The following is a 20,307-nucleotide window of genomic DNA, read 5'->3' as shown; positions in this document are numbered from 1 at the left end:
ATGAACAAGAAGACAATTATAAAAGGTACTTTGTATGTATCGGTGGTTTCCGCAATATTAGCATTACAATCTTGTGCTCCACAATCTAATTATAAAGCACCTAAATTAGACTTACCTGAACAGTTTAGAGGTCAAGTAGACTCTCTAAATACCGCTAAGGACTCTGTGGGTATCGCTGATATAGATTGGAAAGCATTCTTTGAAGACGAAAAACTTATTAATCTAATTGACAGAGGTCTTGAGAACAATTTCGACATGACTAATGCAATTAAAAACATACAAATAGCTGACCAAAAGGCAAGACAGGCTAAACTAGAATGGTTACCTACAGTAGATATGACCCTTGGTAACGTAGGTTATCAGTATAAGTCGTCTAACTATTATGGATCGCCTTCTTCTGCTTATTATAAGAAAAAAGGAAAAGATGCTCCAGAGAATATGTATGTAAACTCTGCACAGCATATCTCTGATATTAGTATTAGTTGGGAACTAGATATCTGGGGAAAGATGAGAAGTATGAGCGCAGAAGCTCTAGCTAATTATCTAAAAACTCACGAAGCGAAAAAAGCAGTACAAACAGCTCTTATCGCTAATATCGCTGAGGGTTATTACAATCTACTATTGTTAGATGCTCAGATGGAAGTAGCTCAATCTAACTATGAATTAACAAAGAACACGTTAAAAATAGTAGAACTACAAAGAGATGCTGGTCAGACAACTTCTCTAGCTATCCAACAGACACGTAACCAGATGTTAGTAGCTAAGGCGTTAATCCCTTCTCTAAAACAACAGATAGCAATACAGGAGAACTCACTGTCTCTACTGACAGGACAACTACCTGATGCTGTAGAAAGAGATACTAAGCTAGCTGATGTAAAGTATGAAGAAACATTGACTACTGGAGTACCACTATACTTAGTAAGCCAAAGACCTGACGTACAGCAAGCAGAACTAGAATTAAAAGCTAAAAATGCAAGAGTAGGTGTAGCTCAGACGAATAGATATCCTTCTTTAACGATAGATGTAACTGGAGGGTTAAACAGTATGCTAGGTAAAAACTGGTTTAATATACCTGGTTCATTATTTGGTGGGATTATTGGAGAGTTATCAGCGCCCCTATTCAATAAAAGAAAATTAAAAACAGACTTCGAAGTAGCTAAAATCGAAAGAGAAAAAGCAGAAATAGACTTACAAAAGTCAGTTTACGGAGCTATCACAGAAGTATCTGATGCTCTAATCACACTAGAAACAGTGAAAGAGCAGATAGAGATAGCTGAAGAACAAGTAGCTACTTCTAGATTAGGAGTTAAGCAGTCTAACTTATTATTCAACAGTGGTTATGCCAACTACATTGAGATTATTAATGCTCAAAAGAATATGCTAGATAGTGAACTTAACCTGAACAAGCTAAAACAAAACAAACTTATCTCTAGAGTTAAACTATACAAAGCTCTAGGTGGAGGTTGGAAATAACAACAACAAGTAATAGCCAAACTCACACACACAAACTATTACGGAAAAAAGACTGCCATCGTGCAGTCTTTTTTTTATCTTTATAATATCTAAATCTCCTTAGAATAAAAGAATTACTCCACTATTCTATCAAAGATATCCTATAGTCAACCTTAGGTCTAAAGAAGTTTATATCTCTACGGATAATCTCTCTGTTTATATTGCCTTTTACTCTGTTTCACGTCTATATTAGTACTTAGTGACCTTGGTTCTATATGTCTCCTCTATGTATCTGTGATAACTCAGTAATGACTCCGTTATTTTCTCTATTTTAACGGACTCACTACGGACTCATAACGGACTTACTACAGACTCACTCACCACCAATCAAACACAGAATTCATCCTGTATAAATACAGTAATCAATCTACTGTAAACAATTAAAAACAAAAAGGGCTGCCTAATAATAGACAGCCCTAGTATATAATATCTTTAGTTTATTCCTGCTTCATTTAACCATGCACTATACTTCTTACTATTAGCATTGTGTTGAGCTAATGTCACCGCAAACTCGTGGTATCCCATTCTCTCTACACTAGCACAGAAGAATACATAATCGTGTTTCTCAGCGTTAAGTACAGCATCTATACTAGACTGATCAGACATAAAGATAGGTCCTGGAGGTAACCCTACATTTTGATATGTATTATATGGTGAAGGTATTTGTGTATCTTTTAGATATACACGTTTAATGATTTGTTTAAAGTCATTAGTATATAATTTCTTCGCAAAAACCACTGTCGGATCTGCCTGAAGCGGCATACCTAATTTGATTCTATTAAGGTAGACACCTGCTACTCTAGACTTCTCTTCACTCTTAGAAGTTTCTTTCTGCACGATAGATGCTAAGATAGATACTTCTACTGGTGTTAATCCTAAAGCTTTTGCTTTTTGCTGACGTTCTTCGTTCCAGAATCTGATATACTCTTTCTCAAACTTGTTACGCATTTTTAAAGGATTTACATTCCAGTAAAATTCATATGTCTGAGGTAAGAAACATGTGAACACATTCTCTTTAGTAAACCCGTGTTCTTCTAAAAACTTAGGCTCATAGAATGTCTCCATAAAACCTATACTATCTGTCTCAAACATAGTACCAAGCTTACCTGCAAAATCTTCAAGGCGCTCTATATTATTAAATGTCAACTTCACAGGAATATTACTCTTTAACGCTTGAATAATATCGTAACTATTCATCCCATTAGCAAGCTTAAACTTACCGCTAACTACGTTAGATGGATAACTGCGTTGCTCTGCTATTTCTTCAAATCCTGCTTTATCTTTTAAGTGAGGTTCTAACAACTTTAATACTGTCAAAAAGTTATCGTCCTGCTTAATATAAACATATTGTTCCTCATTCCAGTTTTGTAAATTAGGTTTAAACGCCTTTCCATACCAAACGTATAAATATCCTAATAGTCCAAATCCCCCAAGTACTACCAGAATGACTAAAATGTTCTTTAACTTCATAATTCTATTTAAAATAATAATTGATATAATGCTTCGTCTTTATAGACGTTTCCAACTTTCTCCCAATCTTTTTTTACACCTATAAGCTTAAACCCATTTTTAGTGAACAATTGTACACTGGCATGATTGTCTACTGATATATTTGCAAAAAGTTGGTGTAAACCTAATACTTCTTTTCCGTAATTTATAACTAATTCTAGAGCTTGTGAGCCTGCCCCCTTACCTCTATCTTCTGGGTGCTGTATCACTATCCCTACCCCAGCTCGATTATTCTTAGGGTCAAATTCAAACAAGTCAATAAGCCCTAATGCTTCTTCAGTGTCTATATCACAGATAACTAAACGCAATTGCTTTACTTCATAGATATCTAAATGTGCATTCTCTAAATACTGACGAATCAAAAAGCGACTATATGGTGTCACTGTATTACTCACCTCCCATAGATCAACGTTATTCTCTATCTGATAGATAAATTCTAAATCCTCTGGCTCTAGAGCACGTAAAAATATGGTATTCCCACGAATATGTAACATCTTATTTATATTTCTATTTCTCCTCCAAAAACTAACTTAGCTGGTCCGCTTAGCCATACATTCTTAAAGCTTATATTATCTTCTGTCTCAAAGCTAACGTTTAGGCTTCCTCCTTCTACATCTATCTGTATCGAGTTTGAGTCACATTTATTTTGTGCATACATCGAGATAGCTACCGCAGTAGCTCCTGTTCCACATGATAAAGTCTCATCTTCGACACCGCGCTCGAATGTACGTATTCTGAAGTGATTAGGTCCTTCCTGCTCTACGAAGTTAACGTTAGTACCTCTTGGAGCATATAATTCACTCTCTCTAATATCTTTACCAATATTAAATACGTCATAAGAACCAATATTTCTAACCACTTGAACGTGATGCGGTGAACCTGTATTCAAGAAACTATGTTTATCTTCTATCTTGATCCCTGATACGTCAATCATCTTCAAACTAACAGTTCCATCAGTAGCTACTGTAGCTAAATGCTCTCCATCTATAGCTATAAAACGACATTTGTCTTCGATGATATTTAGTTGTTTAGCAAAGGCTACTAAACATCTACCTCCATTACCACACATTGTACTCTCACTACCATCTGCATTATAATAAACCATCTTAAAATCATATCCCTCGGCATTCTCTAATAAGATTAGACCATCTCCACCGATTCCAAAACGTCTATGACATAAGAAAGCTACTAATTCTTTATTGTCTTTCTGGAAAAACTCAGTTCGATTATCTATCATAACAAAGTCATTCCCAGTTCCGTGATACTTATAAAATTCTAACATATAACTTATCTAGCTTAAAGTGGTAAAAATACGAATAATGTATGTTAAAACGGCTTGTTAAGTGAAGGTTAAACATCATTTTTGTCAAAAGTTTATTTATTAATTTTAGTCATACATTTTTAATAAATTCATTCATGAAAAAGATCTTAGGTGTTTTTTTAATTTGTTTATTAAGCGGTAGTATGACCTTAGTAGGTTATAAATACTTTTTTGAGAACCGTTCTACTGTAGATATAGAGTTATCTAATACAGATGCTAATCATCTATCTAATACTAGATCAGGTATAGTACCGTCTTCTGCTATTGACTTTACTCAAGCCGCAGAGAATACCGTAAATACGGTAGTTCACGTCAAAAATCTTAGCAATGTATCTGCTAGGTCTAATCCTATAATGGAATTATTCTACGGGTATAAACCTGAGCCCAAACCTCAGATAGGTACAGGTTCGGGGGTTATCATTACTGAAGATGGATATATAGTGACTAACAATCACGTTATCGCTAATGCTTCTGAACTAGAGGTTACTTTATCTAATAACGAAACATACAAGGCTAGGTTAATAGGGACAGATAAAGAAATGGATATTGCCTTACTTAAGATAGAGCCTAAAAATAAATTGTCCTATATCGTATTTGGAGATTCTGACAATATACAATTAGGAGAATGGGTAATAGCTGTAGGTAATCCTTATAACCTAACTTCAACTGTGACTGCTGGTATTATATCTGCCAAAGCTCGTAATCTGTCTAAAGCAGGAATACAATCATTTATACAAACTGATGCTGCTATTAACCCAGGTAATAGTGGTGGTGCATTAGTGAACACCAGAGGGGAACTAATCGGAATTAATACAATGATTTCGTCTAATACTGGAGCTTACGTAGGCTACGCCTTCGCTGTACCCTCTAATGTAACGCGAAAGATAGTAGAAGATTTATTAGAATATGGCAATGTACAGAATGCCTCATTAGGGGTCTCTGGTTTTGAACTAACACCACAAATAGCAAAAGAATTAAATGTGGCTGACATTCCTTATGGTTTCTACATCCAAGAATTAGTGGGTAACTCTCCTGCTCAACAAAGTGGACTAAGACAAGGAGATATTATCACTAAGATAAATAATAAAGATATCAAGACATTCGTAGACTTGCGTTCTATTATTAACACTAAACGTCCAAATGACAAGATAGAAGTGGAATATGTGCGAGACAATAAATCACTTGCTACTACTATTACTCTTGGCAAGAATGAGCCACGTAAAATAGAGCTAAGAGGATTAGAACTTCAAGAATTGGACGCTGCAGAAAAAGAAGAGTGGAATATCAACTATGGATTAAAGATTACTAAGTTGATAAATTCGGATTTTGATAAATATAAAGATGAATTATTAGGTAGTATACTCTTATCAATCAACGATATTAAGGTTGAAAACGTAAATCAAATCAAAAATATTCTAAATCAGAGTAATCAAAAACAAAAAATAAAGGTCACTTTAATGAATAAAAATGGAGAATATCTACGTTTACTAATATAATCTTATAGTTCACCAAATAAATAGATGAAAAAACTCTTTTTAAGCAAACGAACTTGATTAATTCATTAAAAAAACAGACTTTTGCAGTAATTTATCACAACACAATCGAATATATGAAAAATACTAGTCTTTACGAAAAAGAATTAGCTTTTCAAGCAGATCGCAGAAAAGCATGCGTAGAGTTTATTAAGATTATTAGCGACCTATGGTACGACAAGTCTATAGAGCTTTTAATGTTCCGTAATCAACTTATTGACCGCAGCGTTAGCGATATTATTAACTTACACGAATATGCTGCTAAATTTGTTGGTAAACCAATCAACATTTTTGATTCAGTAGAAATAGCTGAGGCAATTCAAAGAGCTGACTTACCACCTTCTAGAATTGACATCGGACGTTTAACTTACGAATACCACTTAGAAGATAACAAACACAGCAATGCTTTAGATTTCGTTATTTCTAAATTAAAAGATGCTAAAGAAACTGACGAATTAGTACCTAAAGACGTAGTATTATACGGATTTGGACGTATCGGTCGTCTATTAGCTCGTGAGTTAATGAACAAAATTGGTAAAGGACAACAAATGCGTTTAAGAGCAATTGTAACTCGTGATAAAAACGATGCAATTCTTTTAGAAAAACGTGCTTCTTTATTAAAATATGATTCTGTACACGGAGACTTCGAAGGTTCAGTTATCGCTGATCCAGAAAACAATGCTTTAATCATCAATGGTACTACAGTACATATGATTTCTGCTAACTCTCCTGAAGAAATTGATTATACTGCATATGATATCGAGAATGCTTTAATTATCGATAATACAGGTGCTTTCAAAACTGACGAAGATTTAAAACGTCACTTAACTTCTAAAGGTGCTTCTAAAGTTTTATTGACAGCTCCTGGAAAAGGTGTTCCAAACATCGTTCACGGTGTTAACCACACTGAGTATGATCCAAACCAAGTAGATATTTGGTCTGCTGCTTCTTGTACTACGAATGCTATCACTCCTATCTTAAAAGTAATGGAAGATAACTTCGGTGTAGTAAAAGGACACTTAGAGACTATCCACGCATATACAAATGACCAAAACTTAGTAGATAACATGCACAAGAAATACCGTCGTGGTAGAGCTGCTGCATTAAACATGGTTATCACTGAGACAGGTGCAGGAAGTGCTGTAGCTAAAGCATTACCTTCATTAGCTGGTAAACTTACTTCTAACGCTATCCGTGTACCAGTTCCTAATGGTTCATTAGTAGTATTAAACTTAGAAGTTGGTAAAGAAACTTCAGTTGAAGAATTAAACGAAGTAATGCGCAAAGCTGCTCTTAACGGAGACTTAGTAGAGCAAATCAAATATTCTATCAACAACGAATTAGTATCATCTGATATCGTAGGTACTTCTGCTCCATCTATCTTTGATAGTAAAGCTACTATCGTATCTGCAGATGGTAAAAACGTAGTAATGTATGTATGGTACGATAACGAGTATGGATATAGCCACCAAGTTATCCGTCTAGCTAAATACATTTCTCAAGTAAGACGTTATACTTACTATTAGTAGATAGTAAACATAGATATAAGAAAGTCCAGCTTTACAGCTGGACTTTTTTTATTTATACCAATAAGGATATTTATAAGTTCATTGTTTTAAGCAATAAAAAAAGCCTTAAAAGAATAATCTCTTAAGGCTTTATATATTTACTTTATCTTACTTTAATAAATCATCTAGCATTACTCTAAACTTAGAGCTGTTCCAATCTGCTGCTCTAAACTTGCGTACTACTATATTCCCTTTCTTGTTTATAACATAAGAAGCTGGAATAGATTCTGAAAACAATACTGCAGGTGCTGCACTCTTTTCGTAATAGACAGGTAATGTTGAATTATTCTTTTCTTTAAAAGCTTTTACTTTATCAGGAGAATCTGTTGTAACAAATAAGAAAACTACTTTATTTTTATAGTCATCATATAACTCTTGAAAGCTAGGTTTCTCTGCTATACAAGGAGGACACCACGTTGCCCAAAAGTTGATTATTACAACCTTACCTTTGACTCTATCGAAGTCAAACGTTTGTCCGTTCTCATCGACTAATTGCCAATTCTCATAGTTAACTTTCTTCTGGTCTTCTACTTTCTCAATATTAGGGCTCATCGCTAAAAGACGATTTAACCACACTTTGACACCAGTACCTACTGGTGTGAAAAAAAACACACCTAATATTATTATAAATATTACATTAGATATCCAGCCTTTACTACTTTTCTTTTTTGCACACATATTCTCACTTAACTACAGTGGTATAAATATAGAACAAATCTCTCCTAAAACAAAACAACAGTTTTAAGATTTATTATTTAGGACTTTTTAAACATTTCATCAAAATCAACATCTTTTCTACCAGGCAACACTATATTTAACACTATTCCTATAATAGACGCTAAAGCCATTCCCTCTAAAGAAAACAACTCTCCGATATGAATTGCTGCTCCACCGATACCTATGATTAAAATAACTGATGATATAATTAAATTACGCTTAACCTTAAAGTCCACATTGTTTTCAACCAACATTCTCAAACCACTTGATGCAATAATACCAAATAATAAGATAGATACTCCTCCCATTACTGGTGCAGGTATAGTACTTAATAAAGCAGCTACTTTACCACAAAATCCAAATACAATAGCAAAACATGCTGCCCCAATAAACACATAGATACTAAAAGCACGTGTAATAGCTAATACTCCTATATTCTCTCCATAAGTAGTATTAGGTGGTCCTCCTATCAGAGAAGCTAACATAGTTGCCACTCCATCACCTAACATACTTCTGTGTAATCCTGGATCTTTAATCAAATCTTTATCAATCACCTTACTCAATACTAACTGATGACCTATGTGCTCTGCTATAGGTACAATAGCAACTGGTAGCATCAACAAAATAACGTACCAAGATACAGAAGGTGTATAATCGACAAAAGGAACCATAAAGTCTGGTACTTGTATCCAATTAGCTTCAATCACTTTAGTAAAGTCTACAACTCCCATAATCGCTGCAAAACAATATCCTCCAATAATACCTATCAAAACAGGTACTACACTTAAGAATCCTCTTGTAAAAATTGCAGTAATTATAGTGATAGCTAAAGTCACTAAACCTATAGATACATAAGTCAAATCATACTCTCCAGCAGGATTATTCGTCACCATACCAACAGCTGTACTTGCCAATCCAAGTCCGATAACCATGATCACTGGCCCTACTACGATAGGTGGTAATAATCTCATCAACCAATTAGTACCTGCTTTAGCAATTAATAAAGCAACTAAAGAATAAACTACTCCTACGAGAAAACTTCCTACTAAGAAACTCCCCACTGGTAATCCTGAAGCAGGATCTGCCTCTAAAAGTTTAAGAGCAATGATGGGATTAATAAATGCAAATGAAGATCCTAAATAAGAAGGTACTTTTCCTTTGGTAATAAATATAAACACTAAAGTACCTATACCACTTGATATTAATGCAATAGCAGGGTTCATTCCTGTCAATGTTGGTACTAATACAGTGGCTCCAAACATTGCGAAAAGGTGCTGAATACTCAATAATATCCACTGCCCTAACTTTGGCTTTTCATTTACTGCTAATACGATTTTCTTATCGTCTATTTCACTCATGTCGTTGTTGTGTGTTTACTAGTTATAACTAGATTGCTAAATTAGCTATTTTCAAAACAAATATTATACCTATTCGCAGATATTAAAAAAGGGTATCCAGATGGATACCCTTTAATTTATTATAAATACAAATGATTATTTACCTGCTGCAATTAAGTTTAGTGCAGAACCAGCTTTAAACCATTCGATTTGACTAGCATTATACGTATGATTAGCCTTAATCACATCTTTAGAACCATCAGCGTGTACAAACTCTAATGATAATTGCTTACCTGGAGCAAAATCAGTTAAGTCTAAGAAGTTGATTGTATCATCCTCTTGAATCTTATCATAATCAGCTTCATTAGCAAATGTCAATGCTAACATACCTTGTTTTTTCAAGTTTGTTTCGTGAATACGAGCAAATGATTTTACCAATACAGCTTTAACTCCTAAGTGGCGAGGTTCCATAGCAGCATGCTCACGAGAAGAACCTTCTCCATAGTTTTGATCTCCTACTACAATTGTAGGGATACCTGCTGCTTTATAAGCTCTCTGTACTGCAGGTACAGCACCATACTCACCAGTTAGTTCATTCTTAACACTATTTGTTTTGTGGTTAAAAGCATTCTCAGCTCCAATCAACATATTGTCTGAAATATTATCTAAGTGTCCACGGAAACGCAACCAAGGTCCTGCCATAGAGATATGATCAGTAGTACATTTACCAAATGCTTTGATCAACAATTTAGCACCAGTAATATTCTTACCATCCCATGGGGCAAATGGTTCTAACAACTGAAGACGACTTGAAGTAGGATTAACATCTACTACAACATTAGCACCATCAGCTGCTGGAGCTTGGTACCCTGGATCTTCTACATCAAATCCCTTAGTAGGTAATTCGTCTCCTGTAGGAGGAAGTAATTTAACTTCTTCTCCATTGTCATTAATTAACGTATCTGTAAGAGGATTAAATCCTAAATCCCCTGCAATAGCTAAAGCAGCTACCATCTCTGGTGATGTTACGAATGCATGTGTATTAGGGTTACCATCTGCACGCTTAGAGAAGTTACGGTTAAACGAGTGAACGATTGTATTCTTTTCTTGTTTATCAGCTCCTTCACGATCCCACTGACCGATACAAGGTCCACAAGCATTAGTAAATACTTTCGTTCCCATCTTTTCAAATGTTTCGATAATACCATCTCTCTCGATTGTATAACGAATTTGTTCAGAACCTGGGTTAATACCAAACTCAGCTTTAGGCGTGATACCATGAGCAACAGCTTGCTCTACGATAGAAGCTGCTCTTGACATATCTTCGTAAGAAGAGTTCGTACAAGAACCGATTAATCCCCACTCCACTTTTAATGGCCAACCATTAGCTTCTGCTTCTGCTCTCATTTTAGAAACAGGTGTTCCTCTATCTGGTGTAAATGGTCCATTAATATGTGGTTCTAATTCTGATAAGTTTATTTCGATTAATTGATCAAAGTATTGCTCTGGGTTAGCATACACTTCAGCATCTGCTGTTAAGTGCTCTGCTACTTTATCAGCAGCGTCCACAACATCTTGACGCCCTGTAGCAGCTAAGTATCTTCTCATCGAATCATCATACCCAAAAGTAGATGTAGTAGCTCCTATCTCTGCGCCCATATTACAGATAGTTCCTTTACCTGTACAAGACATAGATGTAGCTCCTTCTCCAAAGTATTCTACAATAGCTCCCGTTCCTCCTTTTACAGTAAGAATATCTGCTACTTTTAAGATAACATCTTTAGGTGCTGTCCATCCGTTTAACTTTCCAGTCAACTTCACCCCGATAAGTTTAGGAAACTTAAGTTCCCAAGCCATACCTGACATTACATCTACAGCATCCGCTCCACCTACACCGATAGCCAACATTCCTAATCCACCTGCATTCACAGTGTGAGAGTCAGTACCAATCATTAATCCTCCAGGGAAAGCATAGTTCTCTAAAACAATTTGGTGAATAATACCTGCTCCTGGTTTCCAGAAACCAATACCATATTTATTAGAAACAGAAGATAAGAAGTTGAATACTTCTGACGATTGTGTTTCTGCTACTTTTAAATCTGTAGAAGCACCTACTTTAGCTTGGATTAAGTGATCACAGTGTACCGTGGTTGGTACTGCTACTTTCTCCTTACCAGCATGCATAAACTGCAATAAAGCCATCTGTGCTGTTGCATCTTGACAAGCTACTCTATCTGGAGCAAAATCAACATAGTCTTTCCCTCTCTCAAATGATTGAGATGGATTTCCTTCCCATAAGTGAGTGTATAATATTTTTTCTGTAAGTGTTAATGGACGCCCCACTATCTCACGAGCTTTAGCTACTCGATCAGGCATCTTATCATACACTTTTTTAATCATTTCAATATCAAAAGCCATAATATAAGTTCTTTTTTTACAATTATAATTATAACTACAATTTACTATATTTAGCTAAACATAATTTCTATATAAATGTTAAAACATTATATTTAAAATGATTCTACTTAACAAAAATCAACTTATAGAGGAGACTATTGCAAAAGATAAAAAGTTGAGTATTTTGTTTAAATTTGAATAAACTAAAGTTAATAAGAGAGACTGTTACATATCTCCTATCTAAACTCTCCCACCAAAATATATAACCACATTTAAGCCATTTATATGTACAAACATCTTTTTAAAGCAGCCCTAAATTGGATGGTGACTGATAAGTTAGAAGAATCTAACAAAAAGGTGTATGCCAAAAGCCATACCATCAAAATAGAAGGAAAAGATATTTTATCTATTTCAGCAGCCAAAGCCTTTAAAGGAGATCCTACCTTACTAAATCCAGAAGATTTATTGTTGAGCGCTCTTACCTCGTGTCATATGATGTCATATTTATACGTATGTCAGCAAAACAATATAGAGGTACTTGCTTATGAAGATAATTCAGAGGCTACATTAATACTAAATGATGATGGTAGTGGACGTATAACCAAAGTAGTTTTAAACCCAGTAGTGCACATCAAAGATGCATCTCAAAAAGAGTTAGCACTACAACTGCATATCCAAGCCAACAAACTTTGCTTTATTGCCAATTCTTGCAATTTTGAAATAGAACATCATGCACAATGTTACAGCTAAGATATATGTCTGATTAAAGACAAGTACACCAATAAAAAAGCGAGGTAATCTATACAGACTACCTCGCTTTATATTTATAAATACTATTCTAATTATTTAGTAGGAATAGGTTTGAACTTAGTTAAGTTAATTCCTTCTACAGAAGCTTTATATTCTTCCATAGTTGGGATTCTTCCTAAGATAGCCGATAATACTACTACTGGAGTAGAAGCTAATAAAGACTCTCCTTTTTTGCGTTCAGAATCTTCTACTACACGTCCTTGGAACAAACGAGTAGATGTAGCCATTACCGTATCACCTTTAGCAGCTTTCTCTTGGTTACCCATACATAAGTTACAACCAGGACGCTCTAAGTACATAATGTTTTCGTATTCTGTACGAGCAGCGTTTTTAGGTAATAAATCACTAAACTCAAATCCTGAGTATTTTTGTAAGTATTCCCAATCACCTTCAGCTTTTAACTCGTCGATGATGTTGTAAGTTGGAGCAGCCACTACTAATGGAGCATTAAACTTAACTTCACCACTTTGTTTTTCAATGTTTTTAAGCATTTGAGAAACAATCTTCAAGTCATCTTTGTGAACCATACAAGAACCTACGAAACCTAAGTCAACTTTTTTGTTGTCTCCATAGTAAGAAAGTTCTCTAATAGTATCGTGAGTATAACGTTTAGATACGTCTTCGTTATTTACATCTGGGTCAGCGATCATTGGCTCATCGATAATATCTAAGTCAATAACTACCTCAGCATAATATTTAGCATTAGCATCTGGAGTCAATGCTGGTTTGTCACCAGATTTAATCTCTTCGATACGTTTGTTAGCTTTATTGATTAATCCTTGAAGAACTTGGTTTTTATTATCCATTCCCTTCTCGATCATAATCTGAATACGACCTTTAGCGATCTCTAATGATTCAATTAATGTATCATCTTGAGAAATACAGATAGAAGCCTTAGCTTTCATCTCTGCAGTCCAGTCAGTGAATGTAAACGCTTGGTCAGCAAGAAGAGTTCCGATGTGTACCTCAATAATTCTACCTTGGAATACGTTCTCTCCTCCGAATTGTTTCAACATTTGAGATTGAGTCGCGTGAACTACATCACGGAAATCCATATGTTGTTTCATATTTCCTTTGAAAGTAACTTTTACAGACTCTGGAATTGGCATAGAAGCTTCACCTGTAGCTAATGCTAATGCAACTGTACCTGAATCCGCTCCAAAAGCAACACCTTTAGACATTCTCGTGTGAGAGTCACCACCGATAATGATAGCCCATTCATCGATAGTAATATCATTCAATACTTTGTGGATAACGTCAGTCATTGAGTGATACTCTCCTTTAGGGTCACGTGCTGTAATTAATCCGAAGTCATTCATGAACTTCATTAATTTAGGGATATTAGCTTGTGCTTTTTTGTCCCATACAGAAGCAGTGTGACATCCTGATTGGTAAGCTCCATCAACAATAGGAGAAATAACTGTAGCAGCCATTGCTTCTAACTCTTGAGCAGTCATTAAGCCTGTAGTATCTTGAGATCCTACGATGTTTACTTCTACACGTACGTCAGAACCTGCGTGTAATACTTTTCCTGGAGTTACACCTACTGCATTTTTATTGAAGATTTTCTCAACAGCTGTTAATCCTTGTCCTTCGATAGAGATCTCTTTAGAAGGAGCAAAAACTACAGGAGCAGGAGTTCCTAATAATTTAGCAGCAAAAGTTTGGATCTTTTTACCAAATACGATAGCGTAAGAACCACCAGCTTTGATAAATTCCATTTTTTGTGGAGTAAGTGCTTTAGCGATATCGATAAGCTCTTGGTCTCCGTTATATAATTTTTTAGCTTTTGTATCGATAGTTAATACAGTACCAGTAGCTACTGAATAAACTTCTTCTAATACAGGCTCACCTTTTTCATTGCGAACTACATTACCTTCAGCATCTGTTTTCTTTACCCAGTTTTTAAGGTCAAGACCGATACCACCAGTTACGTCAACTGTAGTTAAGAAGATAGGAGAAATACCATTAGTACCACCTACGATTGGAGCAATGTTTACGAATGGCACATAAGGACTTGCTTGTTTACCTGTCCATAAAGCCACGTTATTTACTCCAGACATTCTTGAAGATCCTACTCCCATAGTACCTTTTTCAGCGATAAGCATTACACTCTTACCAGGGTGTGCAGCTTGTAACGCTTGAATTTCTTTTTGAGCAGCAGGAGTAATCATACATTGTCCGTGTAACTCACGGTCAGAACGAGAGTGAGCTTGGTTACCTGGAGATAATAAGTCAGTAGAGATATCTCCTTCACCAGCGATAAAAGTAACAATCTCTATTTTCTCAGCTACCTCTGGTAATTTAGTAAAGAACTCAGCTTTAGCATAGCTCTCTACGATATCTTTAGCTACAGCATTACCAGCTAAGAACGCCTCTTTCAAACGATCTGTATCAGCATCGTATAAGAATACTTGTGTTTTAAGTACTTTAGCAGCCTCTTGTGCGATAGCAGCATCATTACCTAAAGCTAAGTCAAGAAGTACTTCGATAGAAGGACCACCTTTCATATGAGATAATAATTCGAAAGCAAAAGCAGGAGTAATCTCACTTACTACAACTTCTCCTAAGATAATATCTTTTAAAAATTTAGCTTTAACACCAGCAGCACTTGTAGTACCAGGTAAAACGTTGTAAATAAACAGCTTTAAAGAATCCTCACGGTATTCGTTTGCTGTATCTTTTATTTGTGCTATAACTTCACTTAGTAATTCAGCACCATCAATAGGCTTAGGGTTAAGTCCTTGATTTTTTCTTTCTTCAATCTCGTTGATGTAATCCTTGTAAAGGCTCATAGTTATTATCTATTTAATAAAAAGGCTGACGGATAAAAAAGTGCAATCTTAATCAACCTATAATGTTATTAATTATTAGTTTAACCTCTTCACCTAGCATATAATCTATTAAATAGATTCAATAGACTTATAACCAAGTAGTAGGTTTATATTTTTGTCACAGCAAATTTACGCAAAGTAATTTATTTTCAAAAGTTTTTAATGTTTCTTAGAAATACAAAAAAGATTATTTACAAACATTCTACTTCACTGAATTAAATTCAATACTTTTAATAAATAGAGTATCCTTTTCTGAAATTAATTAATTTTTAATGCTTAAAATATCATATTGCGATATTTACTGCCTAAACATAAAAAAAACGACATTTTAGCCTATTGCTAAAATGTCGTTTTCTATCTTTCAGATTATTATATTCTTATTTTTTCAACCAATTATTACGGAATTTACAATCACGAAATTCTCCTTGAATATTGATATAAGCGTCTCCTACTTTCTTAGATACCCATTTTTCTACTTCTTGAGACTGTTTTTTGTTTAAAGCCATATTCTTAACTTTCGTAAAATCCTCTACGAAGTCGATTTTATGCTCAGCATATTTCTTATTGATTGTCACAATACGGTAATACTTTTCTTGCTTCTGCATATCATTTTTCAATGCTGGCTGAGATACTTCCCCTTCTTTTAAGTTAGATACTAAGAAATAAAGCTCTCTATCCTCCATATTATTAAGCTCAAAACGAGGATCTAAACTTCTAGGATCTTTCATTACCCCACCATTTAATTTAGTATCCTTATTATCAGAAGAACTTGCAGCTGCATCAGCAAAAGAGATTTCTTTATTTACAATCTTCTCGCGTATACCTTCTATTTTCTTCTTAGCCTCTGCTACAGCTTCATCAGTAGGTTTTGGCGTTAAAAGGATATGTCTTAAGTCCAGCTGTTGACCACGTATCTTCTCTAAGTAGATAATATGGAAACCAAACTCTGTCTCAAAAGGTTCTGATATCTCCCCTTCTGCCATATTAAAGGCTACCTCTTTAAACTCTTTTACGAACTGTGTTTTTTTATTAATAGAATAGAATCCACCATTACTAGCAGATGCCCTATCATCTGTAAACAATACAGCTTTACTAAAGAAACTAGCTCCATTCTCTAATACGTCTTTCTTCATTTCGTTTAGACGATCGATTACTTTTTGTTTTTGTTCTTTAGATATTTCTGGCTTAATTACGATCTCAGCTATTTCCACTTCATCACCTACAGTTGGCAACTGATCTTTTGGAATTTCATTAAAGAACTGACGTACTTCTTCTGGAGTAATTGTCACTTTCTCTACAATGTGCTGTTGCATATTCTGAGTAAGCTTATTTTGCTTTACAATCTCGAATAAACTCTCGCGTAATTCCTCTTCGTTCTTCTTGTTATAGAACTTGATAATTTTATCAATAGAACCAACATCTTCTACCATACGGTTAATCTGTTCATTCATAAATGTAGTAACCTCTGCATCAGTCACAGGTAAACTATCTATTTCAGCCTGGTGAGCAAAAAGCTTGTCTTCTAATAATTTTTCGAATAAATCACATCTTGACAAATCACCTACTGGTATACGTTGAGCTTTAAGCTCTATCAACGTTTTATCAATCTCTGATTCTAAGATAATGTAATCTCCTACTACCCCTACTACTCCATCTATTTTTCTACCTTGTTTAGTTTGTGCTTGTGCAAAACCTACAAAAGAAAGAGCTAACCCTAAGGCTAACATTACCTTCTTATTAAAAAACTTCATACCTTTTATTTTTTTTAGCATCCTTTAAAATATCTTCTTCGTATTGTTTTAATAGTTCCATTTTTCGGTCATTAATGACCATCATCTTTAATGAGGTTTTTAAATATTCAAAAGGAATAACACTTCCTCTAGACAATACTTTATTCACTTTTACAAAATAAGTACTATTTTCTTCTTCTACCTCAAAAAAGCTATTGTTTTTTAAGTAATTATCTTTATTACTACTATTTAAGAATGGTAACTTATCATATATCTGTTTAACATCCACCCAAATAGAGTCGTTTAAAGCATAAGTTTTCATATGCAGAGACATTGATTCTAACTTATTGTGATCCTCACTGCGGTTAGAGCTAAAGTATCTTCTGATAGTTCCATAATTACTATTGTCTTTAAGCACATTAGCGTAAGACATCTTGACTAACATATCCTCTACTAAGAAATTATTCTTATACTTATCGTAGTATACCTTTAGATCTTTCTCATTGATAATAGTATCAATATTCTTCTGCACTAATTTTTCTAGATAATCTTTTATCAATAAATCAGTCTTAAACTGTGCTACGAGCTTCTCTATCTCCTCCTTCTTATCTTTAGACAGGTTAAGTTCAGCTGCTTCTATCAGTAAGTTCTTAGTAGCCCACTTATCTATAAAGCGATTTACTATCGCTAAACTATCTTCTTTATCAGCATTAGAAGGCACTAAGTCTAAAACTTCATATTTATCTAAATAAACATCATTCACTCTAGCTACTGCTCCTTCTTTAGATGTAGAAGAACCGATTTTATTACACGAAGTAGCCATAGTACCTATACATAGCGCTCCTATAATCAAGGTTCTTACTAAGTGATTTTTCTTCATATACATATTATCTAGACAAACTATTTTCCAAAAATACTTATTTTATACTAACTATAAAGTATAAATACACATATAGTATATCATTTTATACCTCTCTCCACACATATCCAACTCACAATAATACAAATACTTTGAGAAATTAAAACTAATAATTAACGAAGTATTGGTAATATTAGGTGTTTTTAACCTAGATCAGATCAGTGACTCTAATTAACTTGAGATAATTATCCCATACATTTCTAAAGTCAGAGAATTACATCATTAAAACATACTCTCCGATTAAGACTAATACTAAATCTAGATTCAAAACATTGATAAAATAACTCCAATAGCTTCTAAATATTGTTATGTCAGTCATATTCTACCTACAATTGTTTTACTCAGAAGTCCTTTGATAATTTAAAAAACGTCTTTTAATTCAACAAAATATAAGTACTTTTGTACCTCAAAATTTTTAATAATGAGTTTTTTAAAGGAAATAGATCGTAGACGTACATTTGGTGTAATTGCTCACCCGGATGCTGGTAAAACAACATTAACTGAAAAGTTACTTCTTTTTGGTGGAGCTATTCAAGAAGCAGGTGCAGTAAAAAACAACAAGATTAAAAAAGGAGCTACTTCCGATTTTATGGAGATTGAACGCCAACGTGGTATTTCTGTTGCGACTTCGGTTCTTGCATTTAACTATAAAGACAAAAAGATTAATATTCTAGATACTCCTGGTCACAAGGACTTCGCTGAAGATACATTTAGAACACTTACTGCTGTAGACAGTGTTATCGTAGTTATCGACGTAGCTAAAGGGGTAGAAGAGCAAACAGAAAAGCTGGTAGAGGTATGTAGAATGCGTAACATCCCTATGATCGTGTTTATCAATAAACTTGACCGTGAAGGACGTGATGCTTTTGAACTAATGGATGAAGTAGAACAAAAACTTCACTTAAAAGTAACTCCTCTAAGTTTCCCTATCGGTATGGGATACGACTTTAAAGGTATCTATAATATCTGGGAGAAAAACATCAACCTATTCAGTGAAGATAGCCGTAAGAACATTGAAGAGACTATCAATATCTCTGATCTATCATCTCCTGAATTAGACAAATTAGTAGGTGAAAAATCAGCGAATACTCTTCGTGACGAATTAGAAATAATCGAGGGTATCTATCCAGAATTTGACAGAGAAGCATATATCAACGGAGAATTACAACCTGTATTCTTCGGTTCTGCATTAAATAACTTCGGGGTACGTGAGCTATTAGACTGCTTCATACAGATAGCACCTTCTCCACGTGCTAAAGAATCTACTACAAGGGTTATCGATCCTAAAGAAAATACATTCTCAGGATTCGTATTTAAAATACACGCTAATATGGACCCTAAGCACAGAGACCGTTTAGCATTCATCAAGATTGTATCAGGTACATTCGAGAGAAACACTCCTTACCTACACGTAAGACAAGGTAAGAAACTTAAGTTCTCTAGTCCTAATGCATTCTTCGCTGAGAAAAAAGAAATCGTAGATGTATCTTACGCTGGAGACATCGTAGGTCTACACGATACTGGTAACTTTAAGATTGGAGATACTCTTACAGAAGGAGAGATCATGCAATTCACTGGTATTCCTAGCTTCTCTCCAGAACACTTCCGTTACATTAACAACGCTGACCCTCTTAAATCAAAACAATTAGAGAAAGGTATTGATCAATTGATGGACGAAGGAGTTGCTCAGTTATTTACACTAGAGATGAATGGTCGTAAAGTGATCGGTACTGTAGGTGCGCTTCAGTATGAAGTAATCCAATACCGTCTAGAGCACGAATATGGAGCTAAGTGTACTTATGAGAACTTCCCTGCATATAAAGCATGTTGGGTACGTCCAGAAGATCCAAAGAACGAAGAGTTTAAAGAATTTAAACGTATTAAACAGAAGTTCTTAGCATTTGATAAATCAGGACAATTAGTATTCCTAGCAGATAGTGAATTCTCTATCCAGATGACACAAAGTAAATTCCCTACTGTGAAGTTAGGATTTACATCAGAAGAGATTAAATAGTATATCTATACTTAAAACATAAAACGCTTAAGAATAATTCTTAAGCGTTTTTTATGTCCTATTCTTACCCCTTATCCTCTCTACTGAATAACCTTTTGACAACATTG

Annotated in this window: 14 protein-coding genes; 5 read left to right on the top strand and 9 right to left on the bottom strand. The window is 34.6% G+C overall.

The window, feature by feature from the left end; all coding sequences use genetic code 11:
* Complete coding sequence (locus BMX53_RS12425; protein WP_074746630.1) at positions 1-1,473, top strand: TolC family protein; 1,473 nt, start codon at positions 1-3, stop codon at positions 1,471-1,473.
* A gap of 471 nt (positions 1,474-1,944) precedes the next feature.
* On the opposite strand, the gene mltG is transcribed toward BMX53_RS12425, so the two are convergent.
* The 3 genes from mltG to dapF are packed head-to-tail and all read right to left on the bottom strand — an operon-like array spanning position 1,945 to position 4,303.
* The gene (gene mltG, locus BMX53_RS12420) at positions 1,945-2,982 is read right to left on the bottom strand and encodes an endolytic transglycosylase MltG (RefSeq protein WP_074746628.1); all 1,038 of its coding nucleotides are present in this window, start codon (positions 2,980-2,982) and stop codon (positions 1,945-1,947) included.
* A gap of 8 nt (positions 2,983-2,990) precedes the next feature.
* Entirely contained in the window at positions 2,991-3,515 is a 525-nt protein-coding gene (locus tag BMX53_RS12415; protein WP_074746626.1) for a GNAT family N-acetyltransferase, read from the bottom strand.
* A gap of 5 nt (positions 3,516-3,520) precedes the next feature.
* The gene (dapF, locus tag BMX53_RS12410) at positions 3,521-4,303 is read right to left on the bottom strand and encodes a diaminopimelate epimerase (protein WP_074746624.1); all 783 of its coding nucleotides are present in this window, start codon (positions 4,301-4,303) and stop codon (positions 3,521-3,523) included.
* Positions 4,304-4,437: 134 nt separating this feature from the next.
* On the opposite strand from dapF, the gene BMX53_RS12405 reads away from it, so the two are divergent.
* Entirely contained in the window at positions 4,438-5,838 is a 1,401-nt protein-coding gene (locus BMX53_RS12405) for a S1C family serine protease (RefSeq protein ID WP_074746622.1), read from the top strand.
* Between the two features lie 113 nt (positions 5,839-5,951).
* The gene (locus BMX53_RS12400; RefSeq protein WP_038986322.1) at positions 5,952-7,400 is read left to right on the top strand and encodes a glyceraldehyde-3-phosphate dehydrogenase; all 1,449 of its coding nucleotides are present in this window, start codon (positions 5,952-5,954) and stop codon (positions 7,398-7,400) included.
* A gap of 150 nt (positions 7,401-7,550) precedes the next feature.
* Here BMX53_RS12400 and BMX53_RS12395 read toward each other — a convergent pair whose 3' ends face one another.
* The 3 genes from BMX53_RS12395 to BMX53_RS12385 all read right to left on the bottom strand — a co-directional run bounded on the left by BMX53_RS12395 (position 7,551) and on the right by BMX53_RS12385 (position 11,914).
* Positions 7,551-8,120: a TlpA family protein disulfide reductase gene (locus BMX53_RS12395; protein ID WP_038986319.1), complete on the bottom strand. Its 570-nt coding sequence runs from the start codon at positions 8,118-8,120 to the stop codon at positions 7,551-7,553.
* Positions 8,121-8,197: 77 nt separating this feature from the next.
* On the bottom strand, positions 8,198-9,517 hold the full coding sequence (gene uraA / locus BMX53_RS12390; protein WP_074746620.1) for a uracil permease: 1,320 nt from the start codon (positions 9,515-9,517) through the stop codon (positions 8,198-8,200).
* A 135-nt stretch (positions 9,518-9,652) separates the two neighbouring features.
* Complete coding sequence (locus BMX53_RS12385) at positions 9,653-11,914, bottom strand: aconitate hydratase (protein WP_074746618.1); 2,262 nt, start codon at positions 11,912-11,914, stop codon at positions 9,653-9,655.
* Between the two features lie 264 nt (positions 11,915-12,178).
* Here BMX53_RS12385 and BMX53_RS12380 point away from each other — a divergent pair, with 264 nt between their 5' ends.
* Positions 12,179-12,643 carry an OsmC family protein gene (locus tag BMX53_RS12380; protein WP_074746616.1) on the top strand — a complete coding sequence of 155 codons (465 nt, stop codon included), beginning with the start codon at positions 12,179-12,181 and terminating at the stop codon, positions 12,641-12,643.
* A gap of 92 nt (positions 12,644-12,735) precedes the next feature.
* On the opposite strand, the gene BMX53_RS12375 is transcribed toward BMX53_RS12380, so the two are convergent.
* From BMX53_RS12375 to BMX53_RS12365, 3 genes are all read right to left on the bottom strand, one after another.
* A complete protein-coding gene (locus tag BMX53_RS12375) occupies positions 12,736-15,498 on the bottom strand; it encodes a bifunctional aconitate hydratase 2/2-methylisocitrate dehydratase (RefSeq protein WP_074746614.1) in 2,763 nt (920 codons plus the stop codon).
* Between the two features lie 416 nt (positions 15,499-15,914).
* The gene (locus tag BMX53_RS12370; protein ID WP_038986421.1) at positions 15,915-17,288 is read right to left on the bottom strand and encodes a peptidylprolyl isomerase; all 1,374 of its coding nucleotides are present in this window, start codon (positions 17,286-17,288) and stop codon (positions 15,915-15,917) included.
* Positions 17,275-18,147: a hypothetical protein gene (locus BMX53_RS12365; RefSeq protein ID WP_074746612.1), complete on the bottom strand. Its 873-nt coding sequence runs from the start codon at positions 18,145-18,147 to the stop codon at positions 17,275-17,277. Before BMX53_RS12365 ends, BMX53_RS12370 begins: the two co-directional genes overlap by 14 nt.
* Before the next feature lie 460 nt (positions 18,148-18,607).
* Between BMX53_RS12365 and BMX53_RS12360 the strand changes: the two genes are divergently transcribed.
* Positions 18,608-20,200, top strand: coding sequence for a peptide chain release factor 3 (locus BMX53_RS12360; protein ID WP_063176521.1), 1,593 nt, complete (start codon positions 18,608-18,610; stop codon positions 20,198-20,200).
* Positions 20,201-20,307: the final 107 nt, after the last annotated feature.

The sequence above is a fragment of the Myroides marinus genome (assembly GCF_900109075.1).
Lineage (GTDB): Bacteria > Bacteroidota > Bacteroidia > Flavobacteriales > Flavobacteriaceae > Flavobacterium > Flavobacterium marinum_A.
The sequence above is the reverse complement of the archived record's forward strand: the minus strand, read 5'-3'. Positions and strand labels throughout refer to the sequence as shown.